Here is a 24005-nt window from a genome sequence, read left to right on the forward strand (position 1 = left end):
ATGCTGCATACAACCGGCATCATCAAGAATTTCCCCGGCGTCCAGGCGTTGCGCGACGTCTCCATAGAGGTGCGGCCGAACGAGGTGGTCGGACTGATCGGCGAGAACGGCGCCGGCAAGTCGACGCTGATGCGCCTGCTGGCCGGCGGCTATCGGCCGGATGGCGGTACGATCACCCTCGACGGCGAACAGCTCAAGCTACGCAACGCCCGTGACGCGGCCAGGAACGGCATCGGCATGGTGTTCCAGGAACAATCGCTGGTGCTCAACCTGACCGTCGCCGAAAACATCTATCTCGGCGAAGAAGACCGCTTCACCCGCTTCGGTCTTGTCAACTGGCGCGCCATGAATGCTGCGGCGCGCCGGCAACTGGCCAAGATCGGCGTCGACATCGACGTCACCGCGCGCACCTCCGAACTGACCTTCGCCGCGCGCCAGATGGTCGAGCTCGCCAAGGCGCTGACGCTGGAGGAGATGGTCGAGCGTCCGCTGCTCATCTTGCTCGACGAGCCGACCTCGGTGCTCAACGCCGCCGATATCGAGGTTCTGTTCGCGCGGGTGCGCTCGCTCAAATCCCGCGCCAGCTTCGTCTTCGTGTCGCATCGCCTCGACGAAGTGCTGGCGATTTCCGACCGCGTCTACACGATGAAGGACGGCGCGGTCGTGGCCGAACACCGCGCCGCGGAAGTCACCGCGCCGGAGCTGCACGAGATCATGGTCGGGCGCGGGCTGCAGGCCGAATATTATCGCGAGGCCCGTCAGCAGCCGCCGGGCGATAAGATCATGGTCGAGGCCAGGGGCCTGGGCGCCAGCGGCTTCTATCATGGTGTCGACCTTTCGATCCGCGCCGGAGAGATCGTCGGCATCGCCGGCGTCGTCGGCTCCGGACGCGAGGAGGTTACCCGTACGGTCGGCGGCTTCCTGCCACATGATGCGGGCGAGATGAAGATCGCCGGCGAGACGGTTCGCTTCAGCTCGCCAGAGCCGGCAGTGCGCAAGGGCATCGGCTATGTGCCGCGCGAGCGCAGGCTCGAAGGCCTGGTGATGTTTCTGTCGATCGCCGAGAACATTTCGCTGGCGGATCTCTCGAGCGTCATGCGCAACGGCGCCATCGATTACGGCAAGGAGCGGCGGCTTGCCGCTGACTGGATCAAGCGGCTCAGCATCAAGGCGCCCGGGCCCGACGCCGCCTGCCGCAAGCTCAGTGGCGGCAACCAGCAGAAGGTGGTGCTGGCGCGCTGGATGACGGCGGGCTCGCGCATCCTGGTGCTCGACCATCCGTCGCGCGGGCTTGATGTCGGCGCCAAGGAAGAGGTTTACGAGCTGGTGCGCGACCTCTCGGACCAAGGCGTGGCGATCCTTCTGATCTCCGATACGCTGGAGGAGACGATCGGCCTGTCGCACCAGGTTCTGGTGATGCGCGACGGCGAGATCACCGCGCGCTTCGATGCCAGCCCCGGCAACAAGCCGGATCAGGTCGAGTTGCTACGAGCGATGGTGTAAGCCGATGAATGAAAGTTTTCCCATCAAGCAGGTCTTCGAGGGCAAGTGGACGCAAGGCGCCATCCCGCTGGTGCTGCTTGTCGCCCTTTTGCTGATCATCGAGATCGCCGCGCCCGGCTTCCTGACCGGCGAGACGCTGGCGCTGCTCTTTGCCAACACCGCCGTGCTGTTTATGCTGGCGACCGGCGTCACCTTCGCCATCCTGCTCGGCGGCATCGACCTGTCGATCCAGGCGGTCGCCTCGCTGGCGAGTGTGATGCTGGCGCAATTGTTGCCCTCGCTCGGCTTCGCCGCGTTCCCGGTGGCGATCCTGTCTGGCCTCGCCTTCGGGCTGCTGAGCGGCATCGTCCACGTCAAGCTGCGCGTGCCGTCCTTCGTGGCGACATTGGCTACCGGCGGCGTGGTCACGGGCCTGGCGCTCTGGGTCTCCAACGGCCGCGCCATCACCATCGAGGAAGCCGGGCGTGAAAAGACGGCGTGGATCAACGCTACGATTTTCGGCCTGCCGATGGTGGTGCTGATTTCGGCACTGATCGGCATCGTCAGCTTTCTCGCGCTGCGTTACACCCGCTTCGGCCGCCAGGCGATCGCGGTCGGGGCCGGCGAACCGGCGGCGTGGGCGGCCGGCATTAATGTCGACCGCACCAAGATCATCGCCTTTGCCGCATCGGGCATTCTGGCGGCCATCGCCGGCGTCGTGCTGGCGGCCAGGCTGTCCAGCGGCTCGCCGGTGCTCGCCAACCAGCTGCTGCTCCCCGCCATCGCCGCCGTCATCGTCGGCGGCACGGCCATCACCGGCGGGTTGGGCGGCGTGGCGCGCACAGCGGTCGGCGCGCTGATCATCTCGATCGTGCGCATCGGCATGACCTTCGTCGGCGTCAACATCTTCCTGGAAAACATGGTGTTCGGCGCGGTGCTGATCGCCGCCGTCGCCATAACCATCGACCGCAGCAAGATCGCGGTCATCAAGTGACGAACCGATCCGCACCGCCTCCCAAGCAAACGCGGACGCAGTGGGACCGCATCGGCAATGAGCCGGTGCGGTCCGGGCTGAATTTACTGCATCGTGTCCAGGCCGATCAGCTCGATCTTGTAGCCGTCCGGGTCCTCGACGAAGGCGATGTGGGTGGTGCCGTGCTGCATCGGTCCGGGCTTGCGCGGGATCTTGGCACCGCGCCTCTCGAGCTCGGCGCAGACGGCATAGATATCGTTGACGCCGATCGCCAGATGGCCAAAGCCGGTGCCGATCTCATAGGGTTCCTCGCGGCCCCAGTTCAGCGTCAGCTCAACGACGGCTTCCTTGTCCTCCGGCCCGTAGCCGACAAAGGCGTTGGTGAACTTGCCGCCGGGATAATCCTCGCGGCGCAGCAAGGTCATGCCGAGCACTTCGGTGTAGAAGGCGATCGACTTGTCGAGGTCGAGCACCCTGATCATGGTGTGCATATAGCGAAAGCCGGGGGCGTCGCTCATTGGGAAAGTCCTCCGAATTCAGTGATTTGCCGGTCTGACCATCCACATCAAGCGGCTTCGGGAAGAAGCATGCTATCGCTTGATGTTCTCAATCAGGGTTGTATGATAACACGACAAGATTAGTGGTTGTCCAGTCGTTTTCCGGAAGGTCCAGGTTCAGTTCATGAATGCAGTGCCGCCCATTTCCGCATCGCTGATCGCCGCCCTCGCCGGCGTGCTGTCCGATGGCGGGCTGCTGACCGAACCGCAAGACCTGGCGCGCTACAGCCGCGACTGGTCGGGCGACCATGTCGGCCGCCCGCTGGCGGTGGCGCGGCCGAGCTCGGTGGAAGAGATGTCGGCGCTGATGCGGCACTGTCATGCCGAGCGCATCCCCGTCGTGCCGCAGGGCGGGCTGACCGGCCTTGTCGGGGCGGCGGTGGCGGCTGACGGCAACGAGGTCGTCGTCTCGCTGGAGCGCATGAACAGGATCCGCTCGATCAGTCCGATCGACTTCGCCATGGTGGTCGAGGCCGGCTGCATCCTCGAGGACGCCAAGCGCGCGGCGGAGGAGAGCGACTGCATCCTGCCGATCACCTTTGGAGCGCAAGGCAGCTGCCGCATCGGCGGCAATGTCGCCACCAATGCCGGCGGCTTCAACGTGCTGCGCTACGGCATGACGCGCGACCTGGTGCTTGGCCTCGAAGTCGTGCTGGCCGACGGCCGGATCTGGAACGGGCTGAAGGTGCTGCGCAAGGACAATCGCGGCTACGATTTGAAGCAGGTCTTCATCGGCTCGGAAGGCACGCTCGGCATCGTCACCGCGGCGGCGCTGAAACTCTTCCCCAAGCCGACGCAGATCGAAACGGCGCTTGTCGGCCTACGCTCCGTCGAGGATGCAATGGCGCTCTATGCGCGGGCGCGGCGCGGTTGTAGCGACTTGCTAACCGCCTTCGAGTTGATCCTGCGCGGCGGTATCGAGATCACCATGCGCGAGGGCAAGGATTTCCCCGATCCGCTCGGCAAGCCTTATCCCGCCTATGTGCTGATCGAGGTTTCGTCCGGTGGGCTGATCGACCTCAAGGATATGCTTTTGAGTTTTCTCGCCGGCGTCGAGGATCTTGTCGAGGACGGCATTGTCGCATCGACCCGGGCGCAGGCCGAGCGCCTGTGGCTTTACCGCGAGATCATGGTAGAGCGGCAGGGCCGCGGCGGCCGCTATCTGCGCACCGATGTCTCGGTGCCGATCTCCAAGCTTGCCGATTTTGTCGCCGACGCGCTCACCGAACTTGGACGGGCGAGACCCGACGCGCTGCCCGTCACCTACGGCCATGTCGGCGACGGCAACATCCATCTCAACGTCGTGCCGCCGGAGGGCATGGGGGCCGAGGCGATCGAGCATCTGTTCGAGGAGGCGGAAGCGGAGATTTTCGCCGTCGTCGACCGCTATGGCGGCTCGATCAGCGCCGAGCACGGCATCGGCCGGGTCAAGCAGCGGGCCTTCCTCGACCGCATCGATCCGGTGACGCTCGATCTCGCCGCAGGCATCAAGGATGCTTTCGATCCGCGCCATATATTGAGCAACGGCCGCATTCTGGCGTCCGCATCCGCGCTCGACTATAGGTGAGCGATGACGCTGAAGCTCGACAAGGTCAATCGCGGTCCGCACCTCTCCACGCTCGTTGCGAGTTCCATCTCGCGCGAGATCGCGCAAGGACGCCTCAAACCCGGCGATCAGCTGCCGACCGAACAGGCACTGGCGACCACGTTCGGGGTCAGCCGCAACGTGGTGCGCGAGGCGATCGCAAGGCTGCGCTCCGAAGGCCGCATCTGGTCGCAGCAGGGCAGGGGCGCCTTCGTTGCCGACGCTACCAACGCGACGGTGCTGACGATCGACTATGAGACCTTGCAGCGGGCGGATTCCTTTCGCAATCTTTTCGAGCTGCGCGGCATGTTGGAAGTGCAGATCGCCGCGCTGGCCGCGACCCGCCGCTCCGACGCCGACATCGAGGCGATGGAACAGGCGCTCGATGGGATGCGCGCCGCGCCTTATGGCAGCGTCGCCTGGCTGAAGAACGATCTCGGTTTCCACCGCGCCGTCGCCGAGGCGACCCAGAACCCCTATATGGGCCAGTTCCTCGTCTTCGTCTCGGAACGGGTGCGTGAGAGCATCCTTGCCGCCGGCAACCAGCAGAAGTCCGACGACATGGCGCGCACGACCCTGGGCGAGCACGAGCGCATCCTGGCGGCGATCAAGGCCGGCGACGCGAAGGGCGCGAGCGCCGCCATGACGCGGCATCTCGCGGGGGCGGCCTCACGCGTCGGACTGCCTGGCGGCGACGCTGAGGCCGCGTCGCCGACACGGCATTCGAGGTTGCGAAAGGCCGTGCGCGGGCGGGCAGGGTAGGGCCGCGCAGCCACCTCCCTCACTCGGCCGCAGCCTCAATCAATGAAACGCCGTTGAGCTCAGCAACAATATCCGACAGCGCCGGCACGAATTTTTCTCCGTGCCCCGTAGCGACCGCCGTGGCAAAACCGTTGCGGACCACGGCGCCGACCGGGTTGGCAATACCGGCGGCCTGGGCGAAGGAGGCGAGATAGGTCATGTCCTTCAGCGCATTGGCGATGGCGAAGCGCTGGGCGTTCTCGTTGCGGTTGAGCACGAAGTCGAAGAAGGCCTGGTAAAAGCCGCAGTCCATGCGGCTGCCGGAAATGACGCTGTTGAAGACCTGCGGCGTCAGCCCGGCCTTTGCTCCCAGCGTCAGCGCTTCGGAATAGATCGCCGAATAACCCATAGAGACGAAATTGTTGAGCAGCTTCATGGTGTGGCCGCTGCCGGTCGGGCCGGTGTGGATAATTCGCGCGGCGAAGGCTTCGAGCACTGGTCGCGCGCGGGCGACCGCTTCCGCCGCGCCGCCGACCATGACATCGAGCTTGCCTTCGGCGGCTTCCTTGGGCGTGCGCGCCAACGGCGCGTCGATCAACGTCACGCCATTGGCGGCGAGTTCGGCGGCAAGCGCTATCGTCGAGGAGGGGTTAGAGGTCGAGCAGTCGACTATCAATAGCGGCTTGCCGGAGGCTGCAAGCCCGTCCGGTCCTTTCACGACCGCCTCGACCTGCGGCGAACCGGTAACGCAGATCAAAACAATGTCGCAACCTTCAGCGAGCGCGCGTAGTGTCGCCGCCTGGCGGGCGCCGGCGTTGACCAGCTTCAGCGCCGCATCCTGGTTTCGGTGCGCCCAGACCGTCAGAGGCCAGCCCTTAGCCAGAAGGTTGGCCGCCATGCCCGAGCCCATCGCGCCCAGGCCGATAAAGCCGATTTTCTGCTTCATGTTGGTCTTCCAGTGCTGTTGGAATTTCTGTTTTGATGCATGTCGTTGTCCGGGAACCGCTGTGCACTTCCGGGGGGCATGCATTGGAAACGAAAGATTGCCGTTGCAACCAAGCGGTGCGATCCTTGGCCTGAGAATCGATTTAAGAGGCCGGTTTTCCGATGACGGATCGCCAGGGAGCAATGTTCGGCGCCATTCGCCAGTCCCCCAATCTCAGGGGCGAACTGGTGGAGAAATTTGCCGCGCAGATCGAGGCCGGCGATCTTGCGCCTGGCCAGCGGCTTCCCACCGAGCAGGAGATCGTCAACGCGACGGGCGTCAGCCGGACGGTGGTTCGCGAGGCGCTGGCATCGTTGCGCGCACGGGGGCTGATCACGACACGGCAGGGCCTCGGCGCCTTTGTGGCCCAGGAGCCCCCGCCGAAAACCTTTTCGATCGTGCCGACGGATGTCGAATCGATCGACGAGATCCTGGCGGTGCTGGAGCTGCGTATGGGCGTCGAGGCGGAAGCGGCGGCGCTGGCGGCCACGCGCCGCACCGCCAAGGACCTTGGGCTTATGGCTAAGCAGCTCGACGCAATCGACCGGGCGATCGCCGAAACGGGTCTCGCCGCGACCGAGGATGCGGCTTTCCATCGGGCGATTTCGCTCGCCTCGCACAACGCCTACTTCAGCCGGCTCTTCGACACGTTCGGCACTGCGATGATCCCGCGCCAATGGACGCAATTCGACCAGATGGAGCCCGACGAGCGCGAGCGGCATTTCGAGCGGACGCGGCGCGAGCACCGGGCGATCCATGATGCCATCGCAGCACGCGACGCCAAGGCGGCGCAGCGCGCGATGCGGCTGCATCTTTCCCGTTCCTACAAGCGCTTCGAGCAGCTCCGAGACGGAACCGCACATCTGAAGTAGATCGGGCGAGGTCGCCCGAGCGGCGCATGGCGCTTCGCGAGAGGCAGCTACGACGCGGCTTTCAAAGTGCGGCCGGCCGTGATTGGCATTATGCGCCCATGCCAGGAACATTCCGTCGTCCTCCAGCCCGCCGGTAGATCCAAAACCAGCATTTCGGTCATCACCTTTTGCATGCTTACAGGGTTGTCATACAACCATTCGATCTGATATTCCTGCGGGAATGACCCGTCAAGAGGACGCGGTTTTTCAGGAGTGGTTTCTATGCATCAAAGGCGATTTGGCCGCACCGGCTGGCAAGTGTCGGAAATCGGCTTCGGCAGTTGGGCGATCGGGGCCGATTGGGGCGACGTCGAGGAGAAGGACGCCATCGCGGCGCTTAATGCGGCGCTCGATTCAGGCGTGACGATGATCGACACGGCCGATGTCTATGGCGACGGCCGGGCGGAAAAGCTGATCGCCAAGACGCTGAAGGGGCGGGGCGGCGCGAGGCCGATGGTCGCCACCAAGGCCGGCAAGCGGCTGAACCCGCATGTCGCCTCAGGCTACAACCGCCAGAACCTGACCAGCTTCGTCGAGCGCAGCCTGCGCTATCTCGAGGTCGACGTGCTGGACCTGGTGCAGCTCCATTGTCCGATGACAGAAGTCTTCTATCAGCCCGAGACCTTCGATGCGCTGGAGAAGCTGGTTGAGGAAGGCAAGATCCGTCACTACGGCGTCAGTGTCGAGAAGGTCGAGGAAGGCATCAAGGCGCTGCAATACCCCGGCGTCGTCAGCGTCCAGATCATCTACAACATTTTCCGGCAGCGGCCCGCGGAACTGTTCTTCGACATGGCGCGCCAGAAGGACGTTGCCATCATCGTCAGGGTGCCGCTGGCCAGCGGGCTCCTGTCCGGCAAGTTCAAGAGCGATTCCAGCTTCAGCGCCAAGGACCACCGCAGCTACAACCGGAAGGGCGAGGCCTTCGACGTCGGCGAGACATTCGCCGGCGTGAATTACGAGGAAGGCCTGCAAGCGGTCGAGGAATTGCGGGCGCTGCTGCCGCCAGGCGCCACCATGGCGCAATGGGCGCTGCGCTGGATCCTGATGAACCCGGCGGTGACGGTCACCATTCCGGGCGCCAAATCGGTCAGGCAGGCGCAAGAGAACGCCGCCGCGTCCGACCTGCCGGCGTTGTCGCCGCAATTGATGGAGCGCATCGCCGACATCTATGAGCGGCGCATCAAGGCCTCCGTCCACCAGCGCTGGTGAGCGCCATGCGCAGCGGCGAACGCCTGGTTGCTGGTAAGCAACCGGTTTCTGGTAAGCAACTGGTGATCGACGGACATCAGCATTTCTGGGATCCGGTGGACGGGTCCTGTGGCTGGATGACGGAGGATTACGCCGCCATCCGCCGGGTGTTTTCGCCCGACGATCTTCGGCCAGCGCTTGCGGCGGCCGGCGTGGACAAGACCATCCTTGTCCAGACATGGCATTCGCTCGACGAGACGCGCGCATTCCTGGAGACAGCCAGCCGGACCAATTTCGTCGCTGGCGTCGTGGGATGGGTGGACCTCGCCGATCCCGAGGTGGCGGCCACACTGTCCGAGCTGAAGGCGCGGCCAGATGGCCGTTACCTGGTCGGCATCCGTCACCTCGTGCACAACGAGGCGGATCCGAACTGGCTCTTGCGCGCCGATGTCCAGCGCGGGCTGGCGGCTGTCGCCGAAGCGGGGCTCGCCTATGACCTGCTGTTGAAGGAGCCGCAGATTCCGGCTGCCCTGGAGACGGTGGCGCGGCATCGCAATTTGCGTTTCGTGGTCGACCACATCGCAAAACCGCGCATTGCGCAGCACGCGATGGAGCCATGGGCCGGATTGATGCAAGGCTTCAAGGCCCATCGGGACCACGTCTGGTGCAAGCTGTCCGGAATGGTCACGGAAGCCGACTGGCGGCACTGGAAGCAACAGGATCTGCAGCCCTATGTGGACGAGGTCCTTTCCATTTTCGGCCCGTCGCGATGCCTATTCGGCTCGGATTGGCCGGTCTGCCTGGTCGCAGCCGACTATCAGACGGTCAAACGCGCCTTCGACGATTGCCTCTCCGGGCTGACCGAAGAGGAACGTTCGCACATTTTTGGCGCTTCTGCCGTCGAGGCCTACCGCTTGTCGCTGTGACGGTGGCAAGGCTCTGAGCCCTCCCGCCTTGCGGTTGCCGGGCCACATTCATCAGCACATGATCGCGGCGCATGTCTCTGCGTTGGGCATCTTTGTCCAGCGCCTCGCACCGACTGCAATGAACTTCCTCGCCCAAGCTGAGATCAGATACGGAAGAACCAAAGGGGGCGACACGACGCCTCCCGGCCGCGCACTCCGCGCCGGAGTTGACACCACTGTTACATGGTAATAGGGTTGTATGACAAGTTGGCCATGTAACGGGAGGAACATGCATGAGACAGCTAGGACTTGGATTGACCATCGCGGCCGCGGGGCTCGCCATGGCTTTGCAGACGGCCCGCGCCGACGAGGAGCTGCCCATCGGCGTCATCGCCGCGCAATCGGGCTCGTTCGTTTCGGCCGGCAACACCATCGTCGGCGCCGCGAACCTGGCGGCGCAGCAGATCAACGACGCCGGCGGCATCAAGGTCGGCGACAAGACCTACAAGATCAAGCTCTATGTCCGCGACAACCGCACGGATGTGAACGTCACTATCGCGGCCGCGCGCGAGCTGGTCAACGACATCGGCGTCAAGGCGATCTGGGGCACCGAGACGCATGACTTCTCGGTATCCATGGCCAAGATCACCGGCCCGGCCAAGGTCCTGCAGTTTTCCGGCAACAGCTCGCTCGGCGCCGTGCTCGACGACAAGGCCGTCGCCGAGGATGGCTGGCTTCACTACACGTTCCAGAGCGAGCCGCAGGAATGGCAGCGCAGCGGCAGCACCGCCAAGGGCGTGCTCTCGCTTCTGACGCCGCAGCTGAAGTCGCCGCCGAAGCATTCGGTGGTGTTCGTCGGCAATGACGCGACCGGGCAGTATCTGTCGTCGCACTATGTCAAGGCGCTCGAGGCGGAAGGCCAGAAAGTCGACCTTGTGCAGTATCCGCCGGATACGACCGACTTTTCGCCGCTGCTTACCCGCATCAAGGGCATGAAGCCCGATATCGTGCATTTCTGGTACAATGGCGATTCAACGCTCACCGCTTTCCCGCAGGCTCTCAAGCTCGGCGTGGCGCCGTCCTATTTCCTGTTCGGCGTCGATCCGGGCATCTATCAGGAGCGCAGCCTGAAGGCTGATGTGCCGGTGACGCTGAGCTGCGTGCCGGTCTGCTGGGGTTCATCGCCATACCCCGAAGTGAAGCAGTATTTCGACAAGTATTTCGGCCTCGGCGCCGCCAAGGGCCCGCAGTCCTCGGTCTCGCTGCTCTATTACGATTACTTCTTCTGGTACGCCAAGGCGCTGGAGAAGGTCGGCAAGATCGACGATCCGGACGCGGTGGTCGCGGAGCTCCTGAAGTCGGACTACAAGGGCGTCGTGTCGCCGGTGCCGCTTGTGTTCAACAAACACCACCAGGTCACCTTCGCGACCGAGGTTTGCATGGTCGAGCCCAACACATCCGACCAGTTCAAATGCGCGGTCGAGCAGCCGCCGGCCGCTCCGCCGCCCGGCGACAACGGCGGCTGAGCCGGCCCGCGACAAAATCCGACATCGGGATGGGCGGCGAGGTTCCGTCCATCCTCCCCTTGCAGGCTCGCCACCCGGATTTGACGATGGACATTTTTGTGCAGCAACTGGTGAACAGCCTCTCGGTTGCCAGCGTCACCATTCTCATCGGCATCGGCATCACGCTGATCTTCGGTCTCGCCGGCATCGTCAATTTCGCACATGGCGAGTTCCTGATGGTCGGCGGCATGGCGACCTGGTTTATGGTCGGCGCCGGCATGAACTTCTTCGTGGCCCTTGTGCTCGGCGGGCTGCTGGTCGGCGCGCTCGGCTTTGCCGCCGAAAGATGCCTGTTCCGCTTCACGCTCAACCGGCCGATGAACGGCTTCATCATGTCGATCGGCCTCAGCGTCATCCTGCAGCATGCGGTCATCCGCGTGTTCAACGAATTCCAGAAAAGCATCACCGACCCGGTCGGCCTGGTCTGGACGATCGGCGGCGTCGATATCATCGCCATGCGCGCGATCGTCGTCGCGATAACGGTCATCATCGTGGCGATCACCTATTTCGGCATCTCGCGCAGCGGCTATGGGATGGCGTTGCGGGCGAGCGTTGCGGACCGCGACACCGCCGAGCTGATGGGCATTCCGGTGCGCCGCTACGTCACCGGCGTCTTCATTTATGGCAGCCTGCTTGCCGGAATAGGCGGCGCCTTGATGATCTCGCTGTTTCCGATCACACCGTTTACCGGCAGCGTCATCATCATCCGTGGTTTCGCCGTCTCGCTGATCGGCGGCCTCGGCAATGTCGGCGGCGCGGTCGTCGGCGGCCTGGTGCTCGGCTTGGTCGACGGTCTCAGCGCCGGCTACGGCTATCCGGAATGGACCGACGCCTATTCGCTGGTCGTGATGATCCTGATCCTGGTGCTGCGGCCGCAGGGCCTGCTCGGCGGCACGCTCGGCCCCAAGGCATCGTGAGATGTCGATGCCAGTGACCGACAACAGCGCCGGCAAGACAGGCGCCGCGCCAGAAGGCGCCAGAGCACGGGATCGCCTGGCGCTTCTGACGGCGGACAACGCCGCCGTTCCCCTGCCGGCCGGCGTCCAGGCGATCACGGCCATCCTTTTGGCAGTGCTGCTCATCGCCTTGCCCTGGCTCGGCCTCGGCTACCGCTTCCTGTCGATCGCCATCACCACGCTCTATACGGCGATCGGGCTCTACGGCCTCGGCCTGCAGTTCGGCCAGGCCGGCATCATGTCGGTCGGCCATGCGGCGCTGATGGGCGTCGGCGCCTATGCCTCGGCGATCCTGTCGGTGCAGCTCGGCCTGGGTTTGTGGGCATCGCTGCCCTTCGCCATGGCGCTGTCGGCGATCGTCGGCGGCGTCATCGGCCTGCCGACGCTGAGGGTCGGCGGCCAGCATTACATCATCATCACCTTCTGCTTCTGCGCGCTGTTCGTCATCGTGCTGACCAATGGCGGCACCTTCACCGGATCGGCGACCGGCCTCGACGTCGGCTCGGTGACACCCTTGCCTGGCATCAATTTCGACAAGCTCTCCAACAATTACTACCTGGTCCTGGCGGCGCTGTTCCTGGCGGTTGTGGCAACCTATCTCATCGGCAATTCGCGCTACGGGCGGACGTTGCGGGCCATCCGCGAGAACGAGCAACTGGCGCGTTCGGTCGGCATCAATGTCGACCTGCACAAGCTCGGCGTGCTGATGGTCTCGGGCCTGTTCGCGGGCCTCGCCGGGGTGCTGCAGCTCTACTATCTGCGCCACATCTCGCCGACCCTGTTCGGCGCCTTTCCCAGCCTCTACCTCGCGCTGATGGTCATGCTGGGCGGCGCCCGCTATCTCTACGGGCCGCTGATCGGCGCGGTCGTCGTCAATTTCCTGCCCGAGGTGCTGAACCTCGATCCGGTCGATTCCCGCATCGCCTACGGCGTCTGTCTGCTCCTGGTGATCCTGCTGCTGCCGGGCGGCGTCGGCGCCGGCATCAAGAACATCTACTGCGCGATTACCGGCGGCTTCGAGACGCAAAAGCAAAGAGGTTCGAATGGCCGCGCTTGAGGTGAGGGGCCTGCGCAAGCAGTTCGGCGGCGTCGTCGCGCTCAACGGCATCGATCTCGACATCGACACCGACCGTGTCGTCGGTATCGTTGGCCCTAACGGCTCCGGCAAGACAACTTTGTTCAACGTCGTCACCGGCGTCCATCCGGCGACCGGCGGCACGGTGTTCTGGCATGGGCAGGACATCACCAATATCGGCGCGCATCGCATCGCGCGAAAGCGGCTGGTGCGGACGTTCCAGCAGGCGATGTCGTTTCCGGGCCTGACCGTCGACGAGAACGTCCGGATCGCCTGGGAGCAGGGCAGGAGGGGAGACGGCCGCTGGGCGTCACCGGGCATGATCCTCGAGTTTGTCGGCCTGGCGCCGCTTAGCAAGGCGATTGCGGGATCGCTGCCCTTCGGCAGCCTGAGACGCCTTGGGCTGGCCGTCGCGCTCGGTGTGTCGCCCGAACTCCTGCTCCTGGACGAGCCCGGCGCCGGGCTGAACGACAGCGAAGCGCAGGCCTTCGCGGCGGTCATCGCGCAGCTGCCGCCGCAAGGCATCGGCGTGTGCCTCATCGACCATGACATGGACATGATGGCCGACCTCTGCGACCGGCTTGTCGTGCTCGACTTCGGCACGAAGATCGCGGAAGGCGCGCCGGGTGAGGTGCTCGCCGATCCCAAGGTGCGCGAGGTCTATCTCGGTCCCGACAAGAAGGCGGCCGCGTTATGAGCCTGCTTGCCGTCGAGCATGTCGACACCGGCTACGGGCCCGTCGCCGTCAATCGCGACGTCTCGCTCGCGGTCGGCCAAAACGGGATCGTCACCATTCTGGGACCCAACGGCGCCGGCAAGACGACGCTGCTTCGTTCCATCGCAGGCCTGGTAAAGCCGCGGCGCGGCACGGTGACCTTCGAGAGCCGCGACGTCACCAAGCTTCACGCCGACGAAAAAGCAACGCTCGGCATCGTGATGGTGCCGGAAGGCCGCCGCGTGTTCGCCGACATGAGTGTGCGCGAGAACCTTTTGCTCGGCGCCTATTGCCGCAAGGACCCGGACGCTATCGAAGCCGACATTGCCTTGATGGAAAGCTATTTCACCATCCTTGCCAAGAAGCGCGGCGCCAAGGCCGGGACGCTCAGCGGAGGCCAGCAGCAGATGCTGGCCATCGCGCGCGGCCTTATGGCCAGGCCACGCATCCTGTTGCTCGACGAGCCGTCGCTCGGGTTATCGCCATTGCTGGTCTCGGAGCTGCAGGGCATCATCATCGACGTGCGCGAGAAGTTCCGCGCCGCGGTGTTGCTCGTCGAGCAGAACGCCGGACTGGCACTCTCGGTGGCCGAGCAAGGCTATCTCATGAATTCCGGGCGCATCGTAGCCTCAGGCGGCATCGAAGAGTTGCAACAGTCGTCGGTCATGCAGGAGCTCTATCTCGGCAAGAGGGCGCGGCAGAACCAAAGTTCCTCGCAGGCTTAATATTCGCAGTGTCTAACGGCGACAGCCCGAAGTGGGTTCGGGACCGATGCCTGCAGAGATCCGCCGGCGCCGGAAGATCGTGGGAAGACCTCACAATGCCCAACCCGCGTTGGACGATTGTCCCTTATCTTCAACGCGTATCACGACGATCAGCGCGTGAAATAAAAGCAAATCACAATCCGGCAGCGACCTCTTGGATGAAGTCCAGAAACGCTCTGACCTTTGCAGGGGGTAGATGGCGCGAGGGATGGTAGGCATAGAGTGGATAAAGCTCCTCCGACCAATCCGGCAAAATCCGCACCAATTCGCCGCGTGCCATGAAGGGCGCGAGACCCACGGCAAGGCTCTGGAACACCCCTTGACCCGCCACGCAGGCGGAGACCGCGACGGAAGGATCGTCGAGCACCAGGCGGCTTGTGACCTTGACCTCAACGATCTCGCCGCCGCGATAGAATTCCCACGGAAATGGCAGTCCCGTCTGAGGATCGCGGAAGAGCAGAGCCTCGTGATGGACGAGGTCATGAGGCGAGCGCGGCTCGCCATGACGATCGAGATATACCGGCGCGGCGACCGTCAGGATCGGCGTTTCGAGGAGTTTTTGTACGATGAGCGTTGAATCGTCCGGGGGGCCGAAGCGTACTGCGACGTCTATCCCCGCCATCATCTCCTCGCGATAGTTGCTTGTGGATAGGTCGAGTTGCAGCATTGGATAGCGTGCCAGGAACTGCCTAAGCGTCGGCGCGAGCACCATGCGCGCGAACCAGGGATCGACTGATACGCGCAGCCTGCCGCGCACGACCGCAGCGGCACCTGCCACCTCGGCTGCCGCCTCGTCGAGGCCGGCAAGCAATGGCATTACCTGCGCATGGAAGCGCCGCCCTTCTTCGGTGAGGCTTACCTCGCGCGGATTGCGGTCGAAGAGGCGGACGCCGACCCTCGCTTCCAGGCGCGCCACCGCCCGGCTCACGCCCGAGGGCGTTACGCCGAGCATTTCGGCCGCCCGGGCGAAATTCCCGGCCTCCGTCACCGCCGCAAGGACGCCGACGCCGGTGAGGAGCCGCGTGTCGAAAACCATTCCTTCTCCTTACCGTCCACTAACGGACGCCACCTGAAAACGCAATGATTTTGAGTCACCGTAGCACTGATCTTAATGCGCGTGAATCACATTATATCTCGGCATACACACGGCTCCATTGTCGGGTGAGCAGCCATCGGCCGCCCTCCTGAGAACCTTCAAAGGAGCCAGTCATGAACCAGTTGACACGCAGAACCATTCTCCGGCGCGGAGGCCTGCTCGGTGCCATTCTGGCGCTCGACACCGTGAGCCCCGCTCTGGCTGCAACGAAGCCCGTCGCATCCCTTCTGAGCGCGAGCGCAATCGACGCCGCCTTGCGCGCCGGCGTTTCCCGTGACGACGTCGCCGGCGTCGTCGCCATGGCAGCCACCCGCAACGGCCTCGTTTACGAAGGCAGCTTCGGCAGGTCGAACGTTGCGACCGGCGCGCCGATGACGGCCGACACGGTGTTCTGGCTGCTCTCCATGACCAAGGCCTTCACGGCCACCGCCTGCATGCAGTTGATCGAGCAGGGCCGCATCGACCTCGATGACGACGCGGCCAAGTATCTGCCCGAACTTACCGCGCCGCAGGTCCTCGAAGGCTTCGCCGCCGACGGTGCGCCGCGCCTGCGCCCCGCCAAACGCGCCATCAAGGTGCGGCATCTGCTTACCCACACCTCCGGCTTCACCTATTCGATCTGGAGCGAGGCGCTGAGCCGCTACGAGCAGGTCACCGGCATGCCGGACATCGCCACCTGCAAGAATGCCGCCTTCACGGCGCCGCTCGAATTCGATCCCGGCGAACGCTGGGAATACGGCATCAGCATGGATTGGGTCGGCAAGCTGGTGGAAGCCGTCTCGGACCAGTCGCTGGAAGTCTATTTCCGCGAAAACATCTTCGCGCCGCTCGGCATGCGGAACTCCGGTTTCCTGATCGGGAGCGAACAGAAGAAGCATGTCGCCACCTTCCAGAACCGGCGCGCAGATGGCGGGTTGGAGCCGGTGCCGTTTGAGATGCCGCAGCGGCCGGAATTCTTCATGGGCGGCGGCGGCGCCTTCTCGACCCCGCGCGACTACATGACGTTCCTGCAGGCCCTGTTGAACGGCGGGACGCTAAATGGCGCGCGTATCCTCCGTCCGGAGACGGTCTCGCTGATGATGCAGAACCAGATCAGCGAACTGAACGTCCACGAGATGCGCTCGGCGCATCCGTCCTATTCGCGCAGCTTCGACCAATTCCCCGGCCAGCCGCACAAATGGGGCCTCTCCTTCGACATCAACACGCAGCCTGGGCCGAACGGCCGCTCTGCGGGCAGCATCTCATGGGCGGGCCTGCTCAACTGCTATTTCTGGCTCGATCCGGTCAAGCATGTCACCGGCGCGCTCTTCACACAGATCCTGCCCTTTTACGACGAGCGGGTCGTCGCCCTCTACGGTGCCTTCGAGCGCGAGCTCTATGCCGGACTCGCCTGAGTCGGCGCGATCCCAACCAAAGGAGAACCGATATGTTTGCAATCACCGGAATCACCGGCAAAGTCGGCGGCGCCTTGGCGCGCACTTTGCTTGCCGACGGGCTTTCCGTCCGCGCCGTCTTGCGCGACGAGGCTAAGTCTGGGCCATGGATCAGACAGGGCTGTGAGGTCGCCCTTGCCGAGATGAATGATGCGGAGAGCCTCGCAGCCGCCTTCCGCAGTGTCGAGGGCGTCTTCATCCTGCCGCCGTCGGAATTCGATCCCGAGCCAGGCTTTCCCGAGGCGCGGCGCGTGATCGCGGCGCTGGTGGCGGCCCTCATCGCGGCCCGTCCCGGCAAGGTGGTGTGCCTGTCGACCATCGGCGCCGACGCTGCGCACGAGAACCTGCTGACCCAGCGCACCCTGCTTGAGGAAGCGCTCGGCGAGCTCGACTTGCCGATAACCTTCCTTCGGCCCGCCTGGTTCATGGAGAATGCGCTGTGGGACGTTGCCGCCGCGCGTGATGAAAGCGTGCTGCGCAGCTGCCTGCAGCCAGCCGACAAGGCCTTCCCGATGGTCGCGACGCAGGATGTCGGGCGCACCGCAGCTGCGCTCTTGCGCGAGGACTGGACCGGAACGCGGATCGTCGAGCTGGAAGGGCCTCAGCGCGTGTCGCCAAACGACCTCGCCCATGCCTTCGCCAAGGCGCTGGACCATCCGGTGCGGGTCGAGATCGTGACGCGCGACAGTTGGGAAGCGCTCTTCCGCGGGCAAGGCACGCGCAATCCGCTGCCCCGAATTCGCATGATCGACGGCTTCAACGAGGGTTGGATCGCGTTCCGCGACGACGGCAGGTCGGCGATGAAAGGTACCGTGACACTCGAAGACGTTGTCACGGACCTCGTCGGCCAGAACTGCTCCGAGGCGGCTGGCTGAGGTCGATAGCTGCGGGCACGAAACACCGGCGGTGCAGCGTCTCCCCGAAGCATCAACTCAGAAAAGCGAGTTCATGGACACCATCATCACAAGGGGCGTCGCAATCCCTCGGCTCGGCTTCGGTACTTTCCGCGTGCCGGGGGCAGACGCCCAGCCGGTCGTCTAGAGTGTCTCCTTCTCGGGCGGCCCGTCGGTGACAATCAAGTCGCACCACAATGTCGGCGGCCTGCATGGACGTCGGCCCCCGATCGTTGAAGCCGACGAGGGCGCCAACGTCGAGCTTGGGCGAAGCGGACACCCGACTTGCGTTGTCGGGTGCAAAAGCCGTAAGACCTGCACGTCGCGAAAAACGACGCCCGCATCACTGGGCTTCGCGCATACGCCGACCGTTTCGCGGTCGGCCAGCGGCTCCAACAGCACGAGCCTGACGACAGATTGGGCTCCCGATTTCGTGCTCCGTCGGCACGGATCGCAAGACATGGAGCGCGCTATGCAGTATCCCATCACGATTGTGGGCGCAGGTTTGGGCGGCCTCACCCTGGCCCGCATTCTCAATCTCAATGGCATCGCCGCCGTGATCTACGAGGCAGAGGCATCGCCCAGCGCCCGCGTGCAGGGCGGGCTGCTCGACATGCATGAAGCTACCGGCCAGCATGCTCTGAGGGTGGCCGGTCTGTTCGAGCAGTTCGAGCGGCTGGTGCGTCCCAGCGAGGACGCGAAGCGCGTCGTCGATCGAGATGGCACAGTGCTGCTCGACAAGCCCGGTAATCCCTTCAGCAAGCGCCCGGAGGTGGACCGCGGTGAGCTGCGGAAGATGCTGATCGATGCCCTGCCGCAGGGCACGATCCATTGGGGACACAAGGTCGCGTCGGTGTCGTCGAGAGGCGACGGCCGAAACGAGCTCCGATTCGTCGACGGCACTGGCACGACGACGTCGCTGCTCGTAGGCGCCGATGGCGCGTGGTCGAGGGTGCGGCCGCTCTTGTCCCAGACGAAGCCTGAATATTCCGGGACCTGCTTCATCGAGACGCATCTGTCGGCGGACGATCCGCGCAGCGTCGCAAACGCTGAGATCATCGGCACAGGCACGCTGATGGCAGTGGCGCCGGGCAAGGGCATTCTTGCCCATCGCAACGCGGACGGCAGTGTTCACGTCTATGTCGCGATCAACAAGCCGGAAAGCTGGGCATCAAGCATCGACTTCACGGAGGCACGCGCCGGTCTCGCCCGGGTCGCCGAGCAGTTCGACGGTTGGGCCGCACCGCTGGTCGCGCTGATCACAAACACCGATATCTCGCCCGTGATACGGCCGATCTACGCGCTGCCGGTCGACCATCGCTGGCGCCACGTGCCAGGCGCGACGCTGCTCGGCGATGCCGCGCACCTAATGTCTCCCTTCGCTGGTGAAGGCGCCAACTTGGCGATGTATGACGCCGCTGAGCTGGCTGTTGCGATCGCCGTCAAAAACGACAACGAAGCCGCCATCGCCGAATACGAACAGCGTCTGTTCCCTCGCAGCACCAGCGTTGCGCAAACCAGCGCGCAGAACCTCACTCGGTTCTTCGGACCCGAGGCTCCTCAGAGCGTCGCCGACCTCTTCAGCGCCTTGGGCTGAGATATGGCCCAAAACGTAGGCTCGAATCCCCCTCGATCGCCGCTTCGGAAGTTTGGTCGGCACAGCACCTTTCGAGACAATAGGCTGTTTCGATCTTTCCAGCGAATTTCGAGGAGTTGATGTTGGAGCGCGACCTGTCACGAGTGTCTTGATGGTCAATTGGTCTTCAATTGACCGACACGGTTCTCCGCAATCCAGCGGGCAGCCAGCACCAGCGCGCCCATGCTGAAATCCTTACCGTGCCTAGCGACCATTTCTTCCGACAGTTTGGCGAGCCGTTCGAAGAATTCATCCTTGCTCTTGTCCTCAGGGGTAAGTTCGGTCTGCATCCTTCTTCTCCTGTCGCTCGCGGCCCGCATTGGCCTATTTGAACATCTGGGCGGGAAAGGTGATGATCGCGGCGGTACCGTCGACGGCGCCTAGCGCCAGGTGCCGTCCGTCGCCGGACCAAGCAAGCGCGGTCACCGCGCTGCCCAGGGGTCTGACGAGGAGTTCGTCCCGCGTTCCGATCTGGGCGACGGTGATCCGACCGTTGGCATAGCCGGCCGCAATCAGTTTCTTCTGCGGATGGGCGGCCACGGCCTCGACCGGAACTAACCCGGCGCGGCCCGTCTCCAGAGCGCCGGAGGTTTCGCCGTCAAGTGGCGGCGCGGTCATCGACCAGCCGGCAATCCGGAATGCGCCCGACGCAAACAGCGCGTCCCCCGGCGCGCTCCAGCATACCGTCCGGACTGACGATGGAAATCCCGCCACGATTGCAGTTCGGTCATCACTTGCGCTGACCAGAGCAAGGCCTCCGGTTTCGAGCCCACAGGCCAGCCAGGCGCCGTCGCCACTCCAGCAAATTGACATCGGGTGCGCTGAAAAGGCGAAATCGCGCATCGGGGTGGGCTCGCCTTCGACCATCCAGGTCGACAACCCGTGCTCCTGACCACAGGCAAGCCTCCTCCCGTCTGGTGAGAAGGCAAGCGCGTCCGTGGATGGTGGCGCGTCGCGTTGCAGCCTCACTGCTTCGATCCCGCCGCGCGCCAAAAAGATGTCCTGCCCGCTGCTGACGGCCACCATGCCCGTCCGAGGACTATAGTCGATTGCGACGGCAGGTCCGGCGATCTTGACCAGCGTCTCCATCACAGAGCCGTCCGCGTTCAGCCGGGCCACATCGCCGGCCGCCGTCCCGACGAGAAAGTCGGACCCAAGGTAGCTTGCGAGCGGAACATCGCCATCAGCCAGAACGGCGGTCGCTACCAGTGGCACCGGCGGCTTTTCCCTTGGGCGGATCGTCGTTTGGCCGAGATCGCCGCTCACCCTGATCCGCTGCTCCGGCGGTTCCTGGTCCGCGACTGCCGCTATGGCAACCGTTCCGTCGATGCACGTGAAGGCGACGGTCGAGCCATCGGCGCTGAAGCGCAGATCGGCGATCGCCGATGGACGGCACCAGCTTCTCGCCAGCAGGTCGAACAAGGTGAGGTTCTGTATCGCGTGCTGGTTCATGGCCACTCCCTTCGTCAGTTCACGGTCTTCGCCAGGCGACGGTCGACATCGTCAATGTCACCTTCGGCGGCCGCGATACGTTCCTCGCACGCCGTGCATGCGTTCCTGAATGCCGCGGCACTCTCCTCGGCTTCATGCAAGTCCTGCACCAGTTGCGCGTTCGTGCCGCGTCTGCCGATCTCGAGTTCCAGGCGCAGCACATCCATCTCGACGCCGGCAAGTTTCTGGTTGAGACGCTGCGCCTCGGCGGTGAGCGCGCAGACGCTCGCGACGAGATCGAGGCGGCGGGCGAGCAGCGCGTCACGGCTTTCGGTTTGCCCCATCGGACCCTCCTGTCACTTTTCGTTTCCAGGCACCGGACCTGGCGGTTGCTCGAATGCCGCCAGCAGCCCGGGCAGTGTGCCGGCCTGTGACTGGAACTGCTTTTCGGCCGTCTCGATGTGGCTCTTGAGCTGGTCCCAGATGTCGACGCGCATCATCGCAGTCGTGTCCCCGGTGAGGCGCTCGATTTCTTCGACGCGGAACTGGCGCGACAGCGAAACGCCGGAAAATACGAAGTCGCGCAGCAGGATGGCGTGGCTCTCGATGAACAGATGGATCATCGGATGCGTTTCGGCGGTGACGCCGCCGGCCGCAAGTTCGGCCCGGATGAAGCTCTGGAAGTGGCTCTGCAGGCGCAATTGGCTCTCGCCCATGAAACGCATGACAAACACCAGATCACGGGGCATCAGCCTTACCAGATCGCCGGCAACGCCGTCGGACAGATCGGATGTTGGCGGCGGACGGCTCCGGTTGTCCCTGTCGTTCGGCATAGCCTCTCTCCTGCTGAGCCGCATGGGCCGTCACGTTGAAATAATAGAGAGACCAGAAGAATTTAATAGATGGCGTGTATTTTTCTGCATGCTGCAGGTGCTAAGTAATATATTGCGATTGCGAATAGAAGAAAATCATTACAGCCGTAAGTTACAATTGTAAAATAACGTTACAGTTGATGGCGATCTCTGCCGTCGAAATGCGCGTGGGTTGTTCCCAGCGGCCGGATGCGCCCTTATTTCCAAACTGGCACGGCGCTTGCTTTGTCTATTTCCATAAGAAGCCCATCGCGCTCTCGTCGCGGTGCTAAAAGAACGAAGGAACGGAGGAAGCAGGTCCGCTTCGATACGCCATCGCAAGTGCGGTTGGCGTAGCGAGCCGCGCCAGACCCCTCACAAACCTTTGCCGCGATCCACTTGAACAGCCGGCCGTCGGTCGCGCCTGAATGCGCAACCCTTTGTCGTGCCGTTCGCACTCTCACTGGCGGCGCTGTTTGCCGTCTCACGCCCGGATCAAGGGATCCTCGGCTCAAACCTGGTGGAGGCTTATGACGATGTCGTCTTTGACGCTCAACAAGATTACCTCGCAACGCGGCATTTCCGTAGGCGAGGCGACGAAGAAGATTTCCGACCTCGGTTGGAACCCGACCTATGTCCAGGAAGCGATGACGTTTCCGACCGACTACAAGATCGCCAAGGCGCCGCGCGATCCGATGAAGCAGGTACTGCGCTCTTACTTCCCCATGCAGGAGGAGAAGGACAATCGCGTCTATGGCGCGCTCGATGCCGCTCTTCGCGGCGACATGTTCCGCAATGTCGAGCCGCGCTGGGTGGAATGGATGAAGCTCTTCCTCGCCATCATTCCCTTCCCGGAAATCTCCGCCGCCCGTTCGATGGCGATGGTGGCGCGGCTGGCGCCGGGCGAGGATCTCAGGACCGGCTTCACCATGCAAATGGTCGACGAGTTCCGCCACTCCACGATCCAGATGAACCTGAAGAAGTGGTACATGGAGAACTACATCGATCCGGCGGGCTTCGACATCACCGAGGAAGCCTTCGGCAAGTGCTATGCGACGACCATCGGCCGCCAGTTCGGCGAAGGCTTCATCACCGGCGACACGATGACGGCCGCGTGCATGTACCTGACCGTCGTGGCTGAGACGGCGTTCACCAACACGCTCTTCGTCGCCATGCCCTCGGAGGCCGCCCGCAACGGCGATTACGCGCTGCCGACCGTGTTCCTTTCGGTGCAGTCCGACGAGAGCCGGCACATCGGCAACGGCCACTCGCTGCTTATGGCTGCGCTGAAGGAGCCTGAGAACCATCTGCTGCTCGAGCGCGACATGCGCTACGCCTTCTGGCAGAACCACGCCATCGTCGATGCCGCAATCGGCACCTTCATCGAATACGGCACCACCAATCGCGACAAGTCGAAGGAATCCTACGCGGAGATGTGGCACCGCTGGATCTACGAAGACTACTATCGCACCTACATGCTGCCGCTCGAGAAGTACGGCATCAAGATCCACCATGACGATGTCCAGGCAGCCTGGGAGCGCATCACCAAGAAGAACTACGTCCACAAGGTCGGCCAGTTCTTCGCGGTTGGCTGGCCGGTCAACTTCTGGCGCATCGAGGCTCAGACCGACAAGGACTTCGAGTGGTTCGAGCACAAATATCCGGGCTGGTACGCCGAGTTCGGCGACTTCTGGAAATGGTATGCCAAGCTCAGCCACAAGGGCGAGAAGGTGCTCTTGTTCAACAGCGATGTCGGTTACGTCTATCCGCACCGCTGCTGGTCCTGCCTCGTGCCTTGCCTGATCCGCGAGGACATCGTGGTCGACGAGATCGACGGGCAGCTGCATACCTTCGCCCACGAGCTCGACCGCTGGACCGCTGTCGAAGCCTTCGCCGACGAGTATCAAGGCCGTCCGACGCCCGCGATGGGCCGCTTCAGCGGCAAGCGCGAGTGGGAGACGCTCTATGACGGCTGGGATCTCGCCGATGCGATCAAGGACCTCAACTTCGTCCGTTCCGATGGCAAGACGCTGATCCCGCAGCCGCATTTGCGCTTCGGCGCCGACGAGCAGTGGACGCTCGACGACGTGCGCGGCAACATCCTCGGATCGCCGCTCAAGGCGCTTCGCGGCATGTCGCCGGCCGATCGTGAGAAGCACCTGGCCGAGTATCGGGCCGGCTTCACGATCACGCCCTTCAACTGACCATACGAGCGCGGGGGCCGGGTTCCGACCCCCGCGACATTCCAGAGGAAGGCCATCTC

The 24005-nt window shown here is 63.8% G+C and carries 23 protein-coding genes; 16 read left to right on the top strand and 7 right to left on the bottom strand.

Annotation, left to right across the window (positions count from 1 at the left end):
* Window positions 1-1503 (top strand): sugar ABC transporter ATP-binding protein, encoded by a 1503-nt coding sequence (locus LB523_RS00870; protein WP_224600577.1) that lies wholly within the window; start codon window positions 1-3, stop codon window positions 1501-1503.
* A gap of 4 nt (window positions 1504-1507) precedes the next feature.
* The gene (locus LB523_RS00875) at window positions 1508-2476 is read left to right on the top strand and encodes an ABC transporter permease (RefSeq protein ID WP_224523125.1); all 969 of its coding nucleotides are present in this window, start codon (window positions 1508-1510) and stop codon (window positions 2474-2476) included.
* 83 nt (window positions 2477-2559) lie between these two features.
* On the opposite strand, the gene gloA is transcribed toward LB523_RS00875, so the two are convergent.
* Window positions 2560-2973, bottom strand: a complete 414-nt coding sequence (gene gloA, locus LB523_RS00880) for a lactoylglutathione lyase (protein WP_224600578.1) — start codon at window positions 2971-2973, stop codon at window positions 2560-2562.
* Window positions 2974-3136: 163 nt separating this feature from the next.
* Here gloA and LB523_RS00885 point away from each other — a divergent pair, with 163 nt between their 5' ends.
* Window positions 3137-4579, top strand: coding sequence for an FAD-binding oxidoreductase (locus tag LB523_RS00885; protein ID WP_224600579.1), 1443 nt, complete (start codon window positions 3137-3139; stop codon window positions 4577-4579).
* A gap of 3 nt (window positions 4580-4582) precedes the next feature.
* Entirely contained in the window at window positions 4583-5359 is a 777-nt protein-coding gene (locus LB523_RS00890; RefSeq protein WP_224542975.1) for a FadR/GntR family transcriptional regulator, read from the top strand.
* A 19-nt stretch (window positions 5360-5378) separates the two neighbouring features.
* Here LB523_RS00890 and LB523_RS00895 read toward each other — a convergent pair whose 3' ends face one another.
* A complete protein-coding gene (locus LB523_RS00895; protein ID WP_224600580.1) occupies window positions 5379-6368 on the bottom strand; it encodes an NAD(P)-dependent oxidoreductase in 990 nt (329 codons plus the stop codon).
* A 77-nt stretch (window positions 6369-6445) separates the two neighbouring features.
* Here LB523_RS00895 and LB523_RS00900 point away from each other — a divergent pair, with 77 nt between their 5' ends.
* The 8 genes from LB523_RS00900 to LB523_RS00935 all read left to right on the top strand — a co-directional run bounded on the left by LB523_RS00900 (window position 6446) and on the right by LB523_RS00935 (window position 14363).
* Window positions 6446-7195, top strand: a complete 750-nt coding sequence (locus LB523_RS00900) for a FadR/GntR family transcriptional regulator (RefSeq protein ID WP_095768598.1) — start codon at window positions 6446-6448, stop codon at window positions 7193-7195.
* A gap of 261 nt (window positions 7196-7456) precedes the next feature.
* Window positions 7457-8443: an aldo/keto reductase gene (locus LB523_RS00905; RefSeq protein ID WP_224600581.1), complete on the top strand. Its 987-nt coding sequence runs from the start codon at window positions 7457-7459 to the stop codon at window positions 8441-8443.
* Between the two features lie 5 nt (window positions 8444-8448).
* Window positions 8449-9348, top strand: a complete 900-nt coding sequence (locus LB523_RS00910) for an amidohydrolase family protein (protein WP_224600582.1) — start codon at window positions 8449-8451, stop codon at window positions 9346-9348.
* Window positions 9349-9620: 272 nt separating this feature from the next.
* Entirely contained in the window at window positions 9621-10853 is a 1233-nt protein-coding gene (locus LB523_RS00915) for an ABC transporter substrate-binding protein (protein WP_224600583.1), read from the top strand.
* 86 nt (window positions 10854-10939) lie between these two features.
* Window positions 10940-11809: a branched-chain amino acid ABC transporter permease gene (locus LB523_RS00920; RefSeq protein ID WP_224600584.1), complete on the top strand. Its 870-nt coding sequence runs from the start codon at window positions 10940-10942 to the stop codon at window positions 11807-11809.
* Between the two features lie 7 nt (window positions 11810-11816).
* Window positions 11817-12905: a branched-chain amino acid ABC transporter permease gene (locus LB523_RS00925; protein ID WP_176477098.1), complete on the top strand. Its 1089-nt coding sequence runs from the start codon at window positions 11817-11819 to the stop codon at window positions 12903-12905.
* Window positions 12892-13620, top strand: coding sequence for an ABC transporter ATP-binding protein (locus LB523_RS00930; RefSeq protein ID WP_224600585.1), 729 nt, complete (start codon window positions 12892-12894; stop codon window positions 13618-13620). The genes LB523_RS00925 and LB523_RS00930 overlap by 14 nt, the downstream gene beginning before the upstream one ends.
* Window positions 13617-14363: an ABC transporter ATP-binding protein gene (locus LB523_RS00935; protein ID WP_224600586.1), complete on the top strand. Its 747-nt coding sequence runs from the start codon at window positions 13617-13619 to the stop codon at window positions 14361-14363. The genes LB523_RS00930 and LB523_RS00935 overlap by 4 nt, the downstream gene beginning before the upstream one ends.
* Window positions 14364-14535: 172 nt before the next feature.
* Here LB523_RS00935 and LB523_RS00940 read toward each other — a convergent pair whose 3' ends face one another.
* A complete protein-coding gene (locus tag LB523_RS00940) occupies window positions 14536-15438 on the bottom strand; it encodes a LysR family transcriptional regulator (RefSeq protein ID WP_095768606.1) in 903 nt (300 codons plus the stop codon).
* A gap of 173 nt (window positions 15439-15611) precedes the next feature.
* On the opposite strand from LB523_RS00940, the gene LB523_RS00945 reads away from it, so the two are divergent.
* The 3 genes from LB523_RS00945 (at window position 15612) to LB523_RS00955 (ending at window position 19421) form a co-directional block, all read left to right on the top strand.
* Complete coding sequence (locus tag LB523_RS00945; protein ID WP_224600587.1) at window positions 15612-16892, top strand: serine hydrolase domain-containing protein; 1281 nt, start codon at window positions 15612-15614, stop codon at window positions 16890-16892.
* Window positions 16893-16924: 32 nt separating this feature from the next.
* Complete coding sequence (locus LB523_RS00950; RefSeq protein ID WP_224600588.1) at window positions 16925-17806, top strand: NmrA family NAD(P)-binding protein; 882 nt, start codon at window positions 16925-16927, stop codon at window positions 17804-17806.
* A gap of 490 nt (window positions 17807-18296) precedes the next feature.
* The gene (locus tag LB523_RS00955; RefSeq protein ID WP_224600589.1) at window positions 18297-19421 is read left to right on the top strand and encodes an FAD-dependent oxidoreductase; all 1125 of its coding nucleotides are present in this window, start codon (window positions 18297-18299) and stop codon (window positions 19419-19421) included.
* Window positions 19422-19576: 155 nt separating this feature from the next.
* On the opposite strand, the gene LB523_RS00960 is transcribed toward LB523_RS00955, so the two are convergent.
* The 4 genes from LB523_RS00960 to LB523_RS00975 are packed head-to-tail and all read right to left on the bottom strand — an operon-like array spanning window position 19577 to window position 21724.
* Window positions 19577-19750, bottom strand: coding sequence for a hypothetical protein (locus LB523_RS00960; RefSeq protein WP_224523095.1), 174 nt, complete (start codon window positions 19748-19750; stop codon window positions 19577-19579).
* A gap of 34 nt (window positions 19751-19784) precedes the next feature.
* Window positions 19785-20912, bottom strand: a complete 1128-nt coding sequence (locus LB523_RS00965; RefSeq protein WP_224600590.1) for a WD40 repeat domain-containing protein — start codon at window positions 20910-20912, stop codon at window positions 19785-19787.
* Window positions 20913-20926: 14 nt separating this feature from the next.
* Window positions 20927-21235, bottom strand: a complete 309-nt coding sequence (locus LB523_RS00970; RefSeq protein ID WP_140839161.1) for a hypothetical protein — start codon at window positions 21233-21235, stop codon at window positions 20927-20929.
* A 12-nt stretch (window positions 21236-21247) separates the two neighbouring features.
* Window positions 21248-21724, bottom strand: a complete 477-nt coding sequence (locus LB523_RS00975) for a hypothetical protein (RefSeq protein ID WP_224600591.1) — start codon at window positions 21722-21724, stop codon at window positions 21248-21250.
* 548 nt (window positions 21725-22272) lie between these two features.
* On the opposite strand from LB523_RS00975, the gene LB523_RS00980 reads away from it, so the two are divergent.
* Entirely contained in the window at window positions 22273-23946 is a 1674-nt protein-coding gene (locus LB523_RS00980; protein ID WP_224600592.1) for an aromatic/alkene/methane monooxygenase hydroxylase/oxygenase subunit alpha, read from the top strand.
* The last annotated feature ends 59 nt before the right edge of the window (window positions 23947-24005 follow it).

Origin of the sequence: Mesorhizobium sp. ESP-6-4 (genome assembly GCF_020164735.1) — a bacterium.
GTDB lineage: Bacteria > Pseudomonadota > Alphaproteobacteria > Rhizobiales > Rhizobiaceae > Mesorhizobium.

What these genes read in the sequence shown, in the direction of transcription:
- LB523_RS00870 (WP_224600577.1), top strand. Translation starts at nt 1, where the DNA reads ATGCTGCATACAACCGGCATCATCAAGAATTTCCCCGGCGTCCAGGCG.
- LB523_RS00875 (WP_224523125.1), top strand. Translation starts at nt 1,508, where the DNA reads ATGAATGAAAGTTTTCCCATCAAGCAGGTCTTCGAGGGCAAGTGGACG.
- gloA (WP_224600578.1), bottom strand. Translation starts at nt 2,973, where the DNA reads ATGAGCGACGCCCCCGGCTTTCGCTATATGCACACCATGATCAGGGTG.
- LB523_RS00885 (WP_224600579.1), top strand. Translation starts at nt 3,137, where the DNA reads ATGAATGCAGTGCCGCCCATTTCCGCATCGCTGATCGCCGCCCTCGCC.
- LB523_RS00890 (WP_224542975.1), top strand. Translation starts at nt 4,583, where the DNA reads ATGACGCTGAAGCTCGACAAGGTCAATCGCGGTCCGCACCTCTCCACG.
- LB523_RS00895 (WP_224600580.1), bottom strand. Translation starts at nt 6,368, where the DNA reads ATGCATGCCCCCCGGAAGTGCACAGCGGTTCCCGGACAACGACATGCA.
- LB523_RS00900 (WP_095768598.1), top strand. Translation starts at nt 6,446, where the DNA reads ATGACGGATCGCCAGGGAGCAATGTTCGGCGCCATTCGCCAGTCCCCC.
- LB523_RS00905 (WP_224600581.1), top strand. Translation starts at nt 7,457, where the DNA reads ATGCATCAAAGGCGATTTGGCCGCACCGGCTGGCAAGTGTCGGAAATC.
- LB523_RS00910 (WP_224600582.1), top strand. Translation starts at nt 8,449, where the DNA reads ATGCGCAGCGGCGAACGCCTGGTTGCTGGTAAGCAACCGGTTTCTGGT.
- LB523_RS00915 (WP_224600583.1), top strand. Translation starts at nt 9,621, where the DNA reads ATGAGACAGCTAGGACTTGGATTGACCATCGCGGCCGCGGGGCTCGCC.
- LB523_RS00920 (WP_224600584.1), top strand. Translation starts at nt 10,940, where the DNA reads ATGGACATTTTTGTGCAGCAACTGGTGAACAGCCTCTCGGTTGCCAGC.
- LB523_RS00925 (WP_176477098.1), top strand. Translation starts at nt 11,817, where the DNA reads ATGCCAGTGACCGACAACAGCGCCGGCAAGACAGGCGCCGCGCCAGAA.
- LB523_RS00930 (WP_224600585.1), top strand. Translation starts at nt 12,892, where the DNA reads ATGGCCGCGCTTGAGGTGAGGGGCCTGCGCAAGCAGTTCGGCGGCGTC.
- LB523_RS00935 (WP_224600586.1), top strand. Translation starts at nt 13,617, where the DNA reads ATGAGCCTGCTTGCCGTCGAGCATGTCGACACCGGCTACGGGCCCGTC.
- LB523_RS00940 (WP_095768606.1), bottom strand. Translation starts at nt 15,438, where the DNA reads ATGGTTTTCGACACGCGGCTCCTCACCGGCGTCGGCGTCCTTGCGGCG.
- LB523_RS00945 (WP_224600587.1), top strand. Translation starts at nt 15,612, where the DNA reads ATGAACCAGTTGACACGCAGAACCATTCTCCGGCGCGGAGGCCTGCTC.
- LB523_RS00950 (WP_224600588.1), top strand. Translation starts at nt 16,925, where the DNA reads ATGTTTGCAATCACCGGAATCACCGGCAAAGTCGGCGGCGCCTTGGCG.
- LB523_RS00955 (WP_224600589.1), top strand. Translation starts at nt 18,297, where the DNA reads ATGCAGTATCCCATCACGATTGTGGGCGCAGGTTTGGGCGGCCTCACC.
- LB523_RS00960 (WP_224523095.1), bottom strand. Translation starts at nt 19,750, where the DNA reads ATGCAGACCGAACTTACCCCTGAGGACAAGAGCAAGGATGAATTCTTC.
- LB523_RS00965 (WP_224600590.1), bottom strand. Translation starts at nt 20,912, where the DNA reads ATGAACCAGCACGCGATACAGAACCTCACCTTGTTCGACCTGCTGGCG.
- LB523_RS00970 (WP_140839161.1), bottom strand. Translation starts at nt 21,235, where the DNA reads ATGGGGCAAACCGAAAGCCGTGACGCGCTGCTCGCCCGCCGCCTCGAT.
- LB523_RS00975 (WP_224600591.1), bottom strand. Translation starts at nt 21,724, where the DNA reads ATGCCGAACGACAGGGACAACCGGAGCCGTCCGCCGCCAACATCCGAT.
- LB523_RS00980 (WP_224600592.1), top strand. Translation starts at nt 22,273, where the DNA reads ATGACGATGTCGTCTTTGACGCTCAACAAGATTACCTCGCAACGCGGC.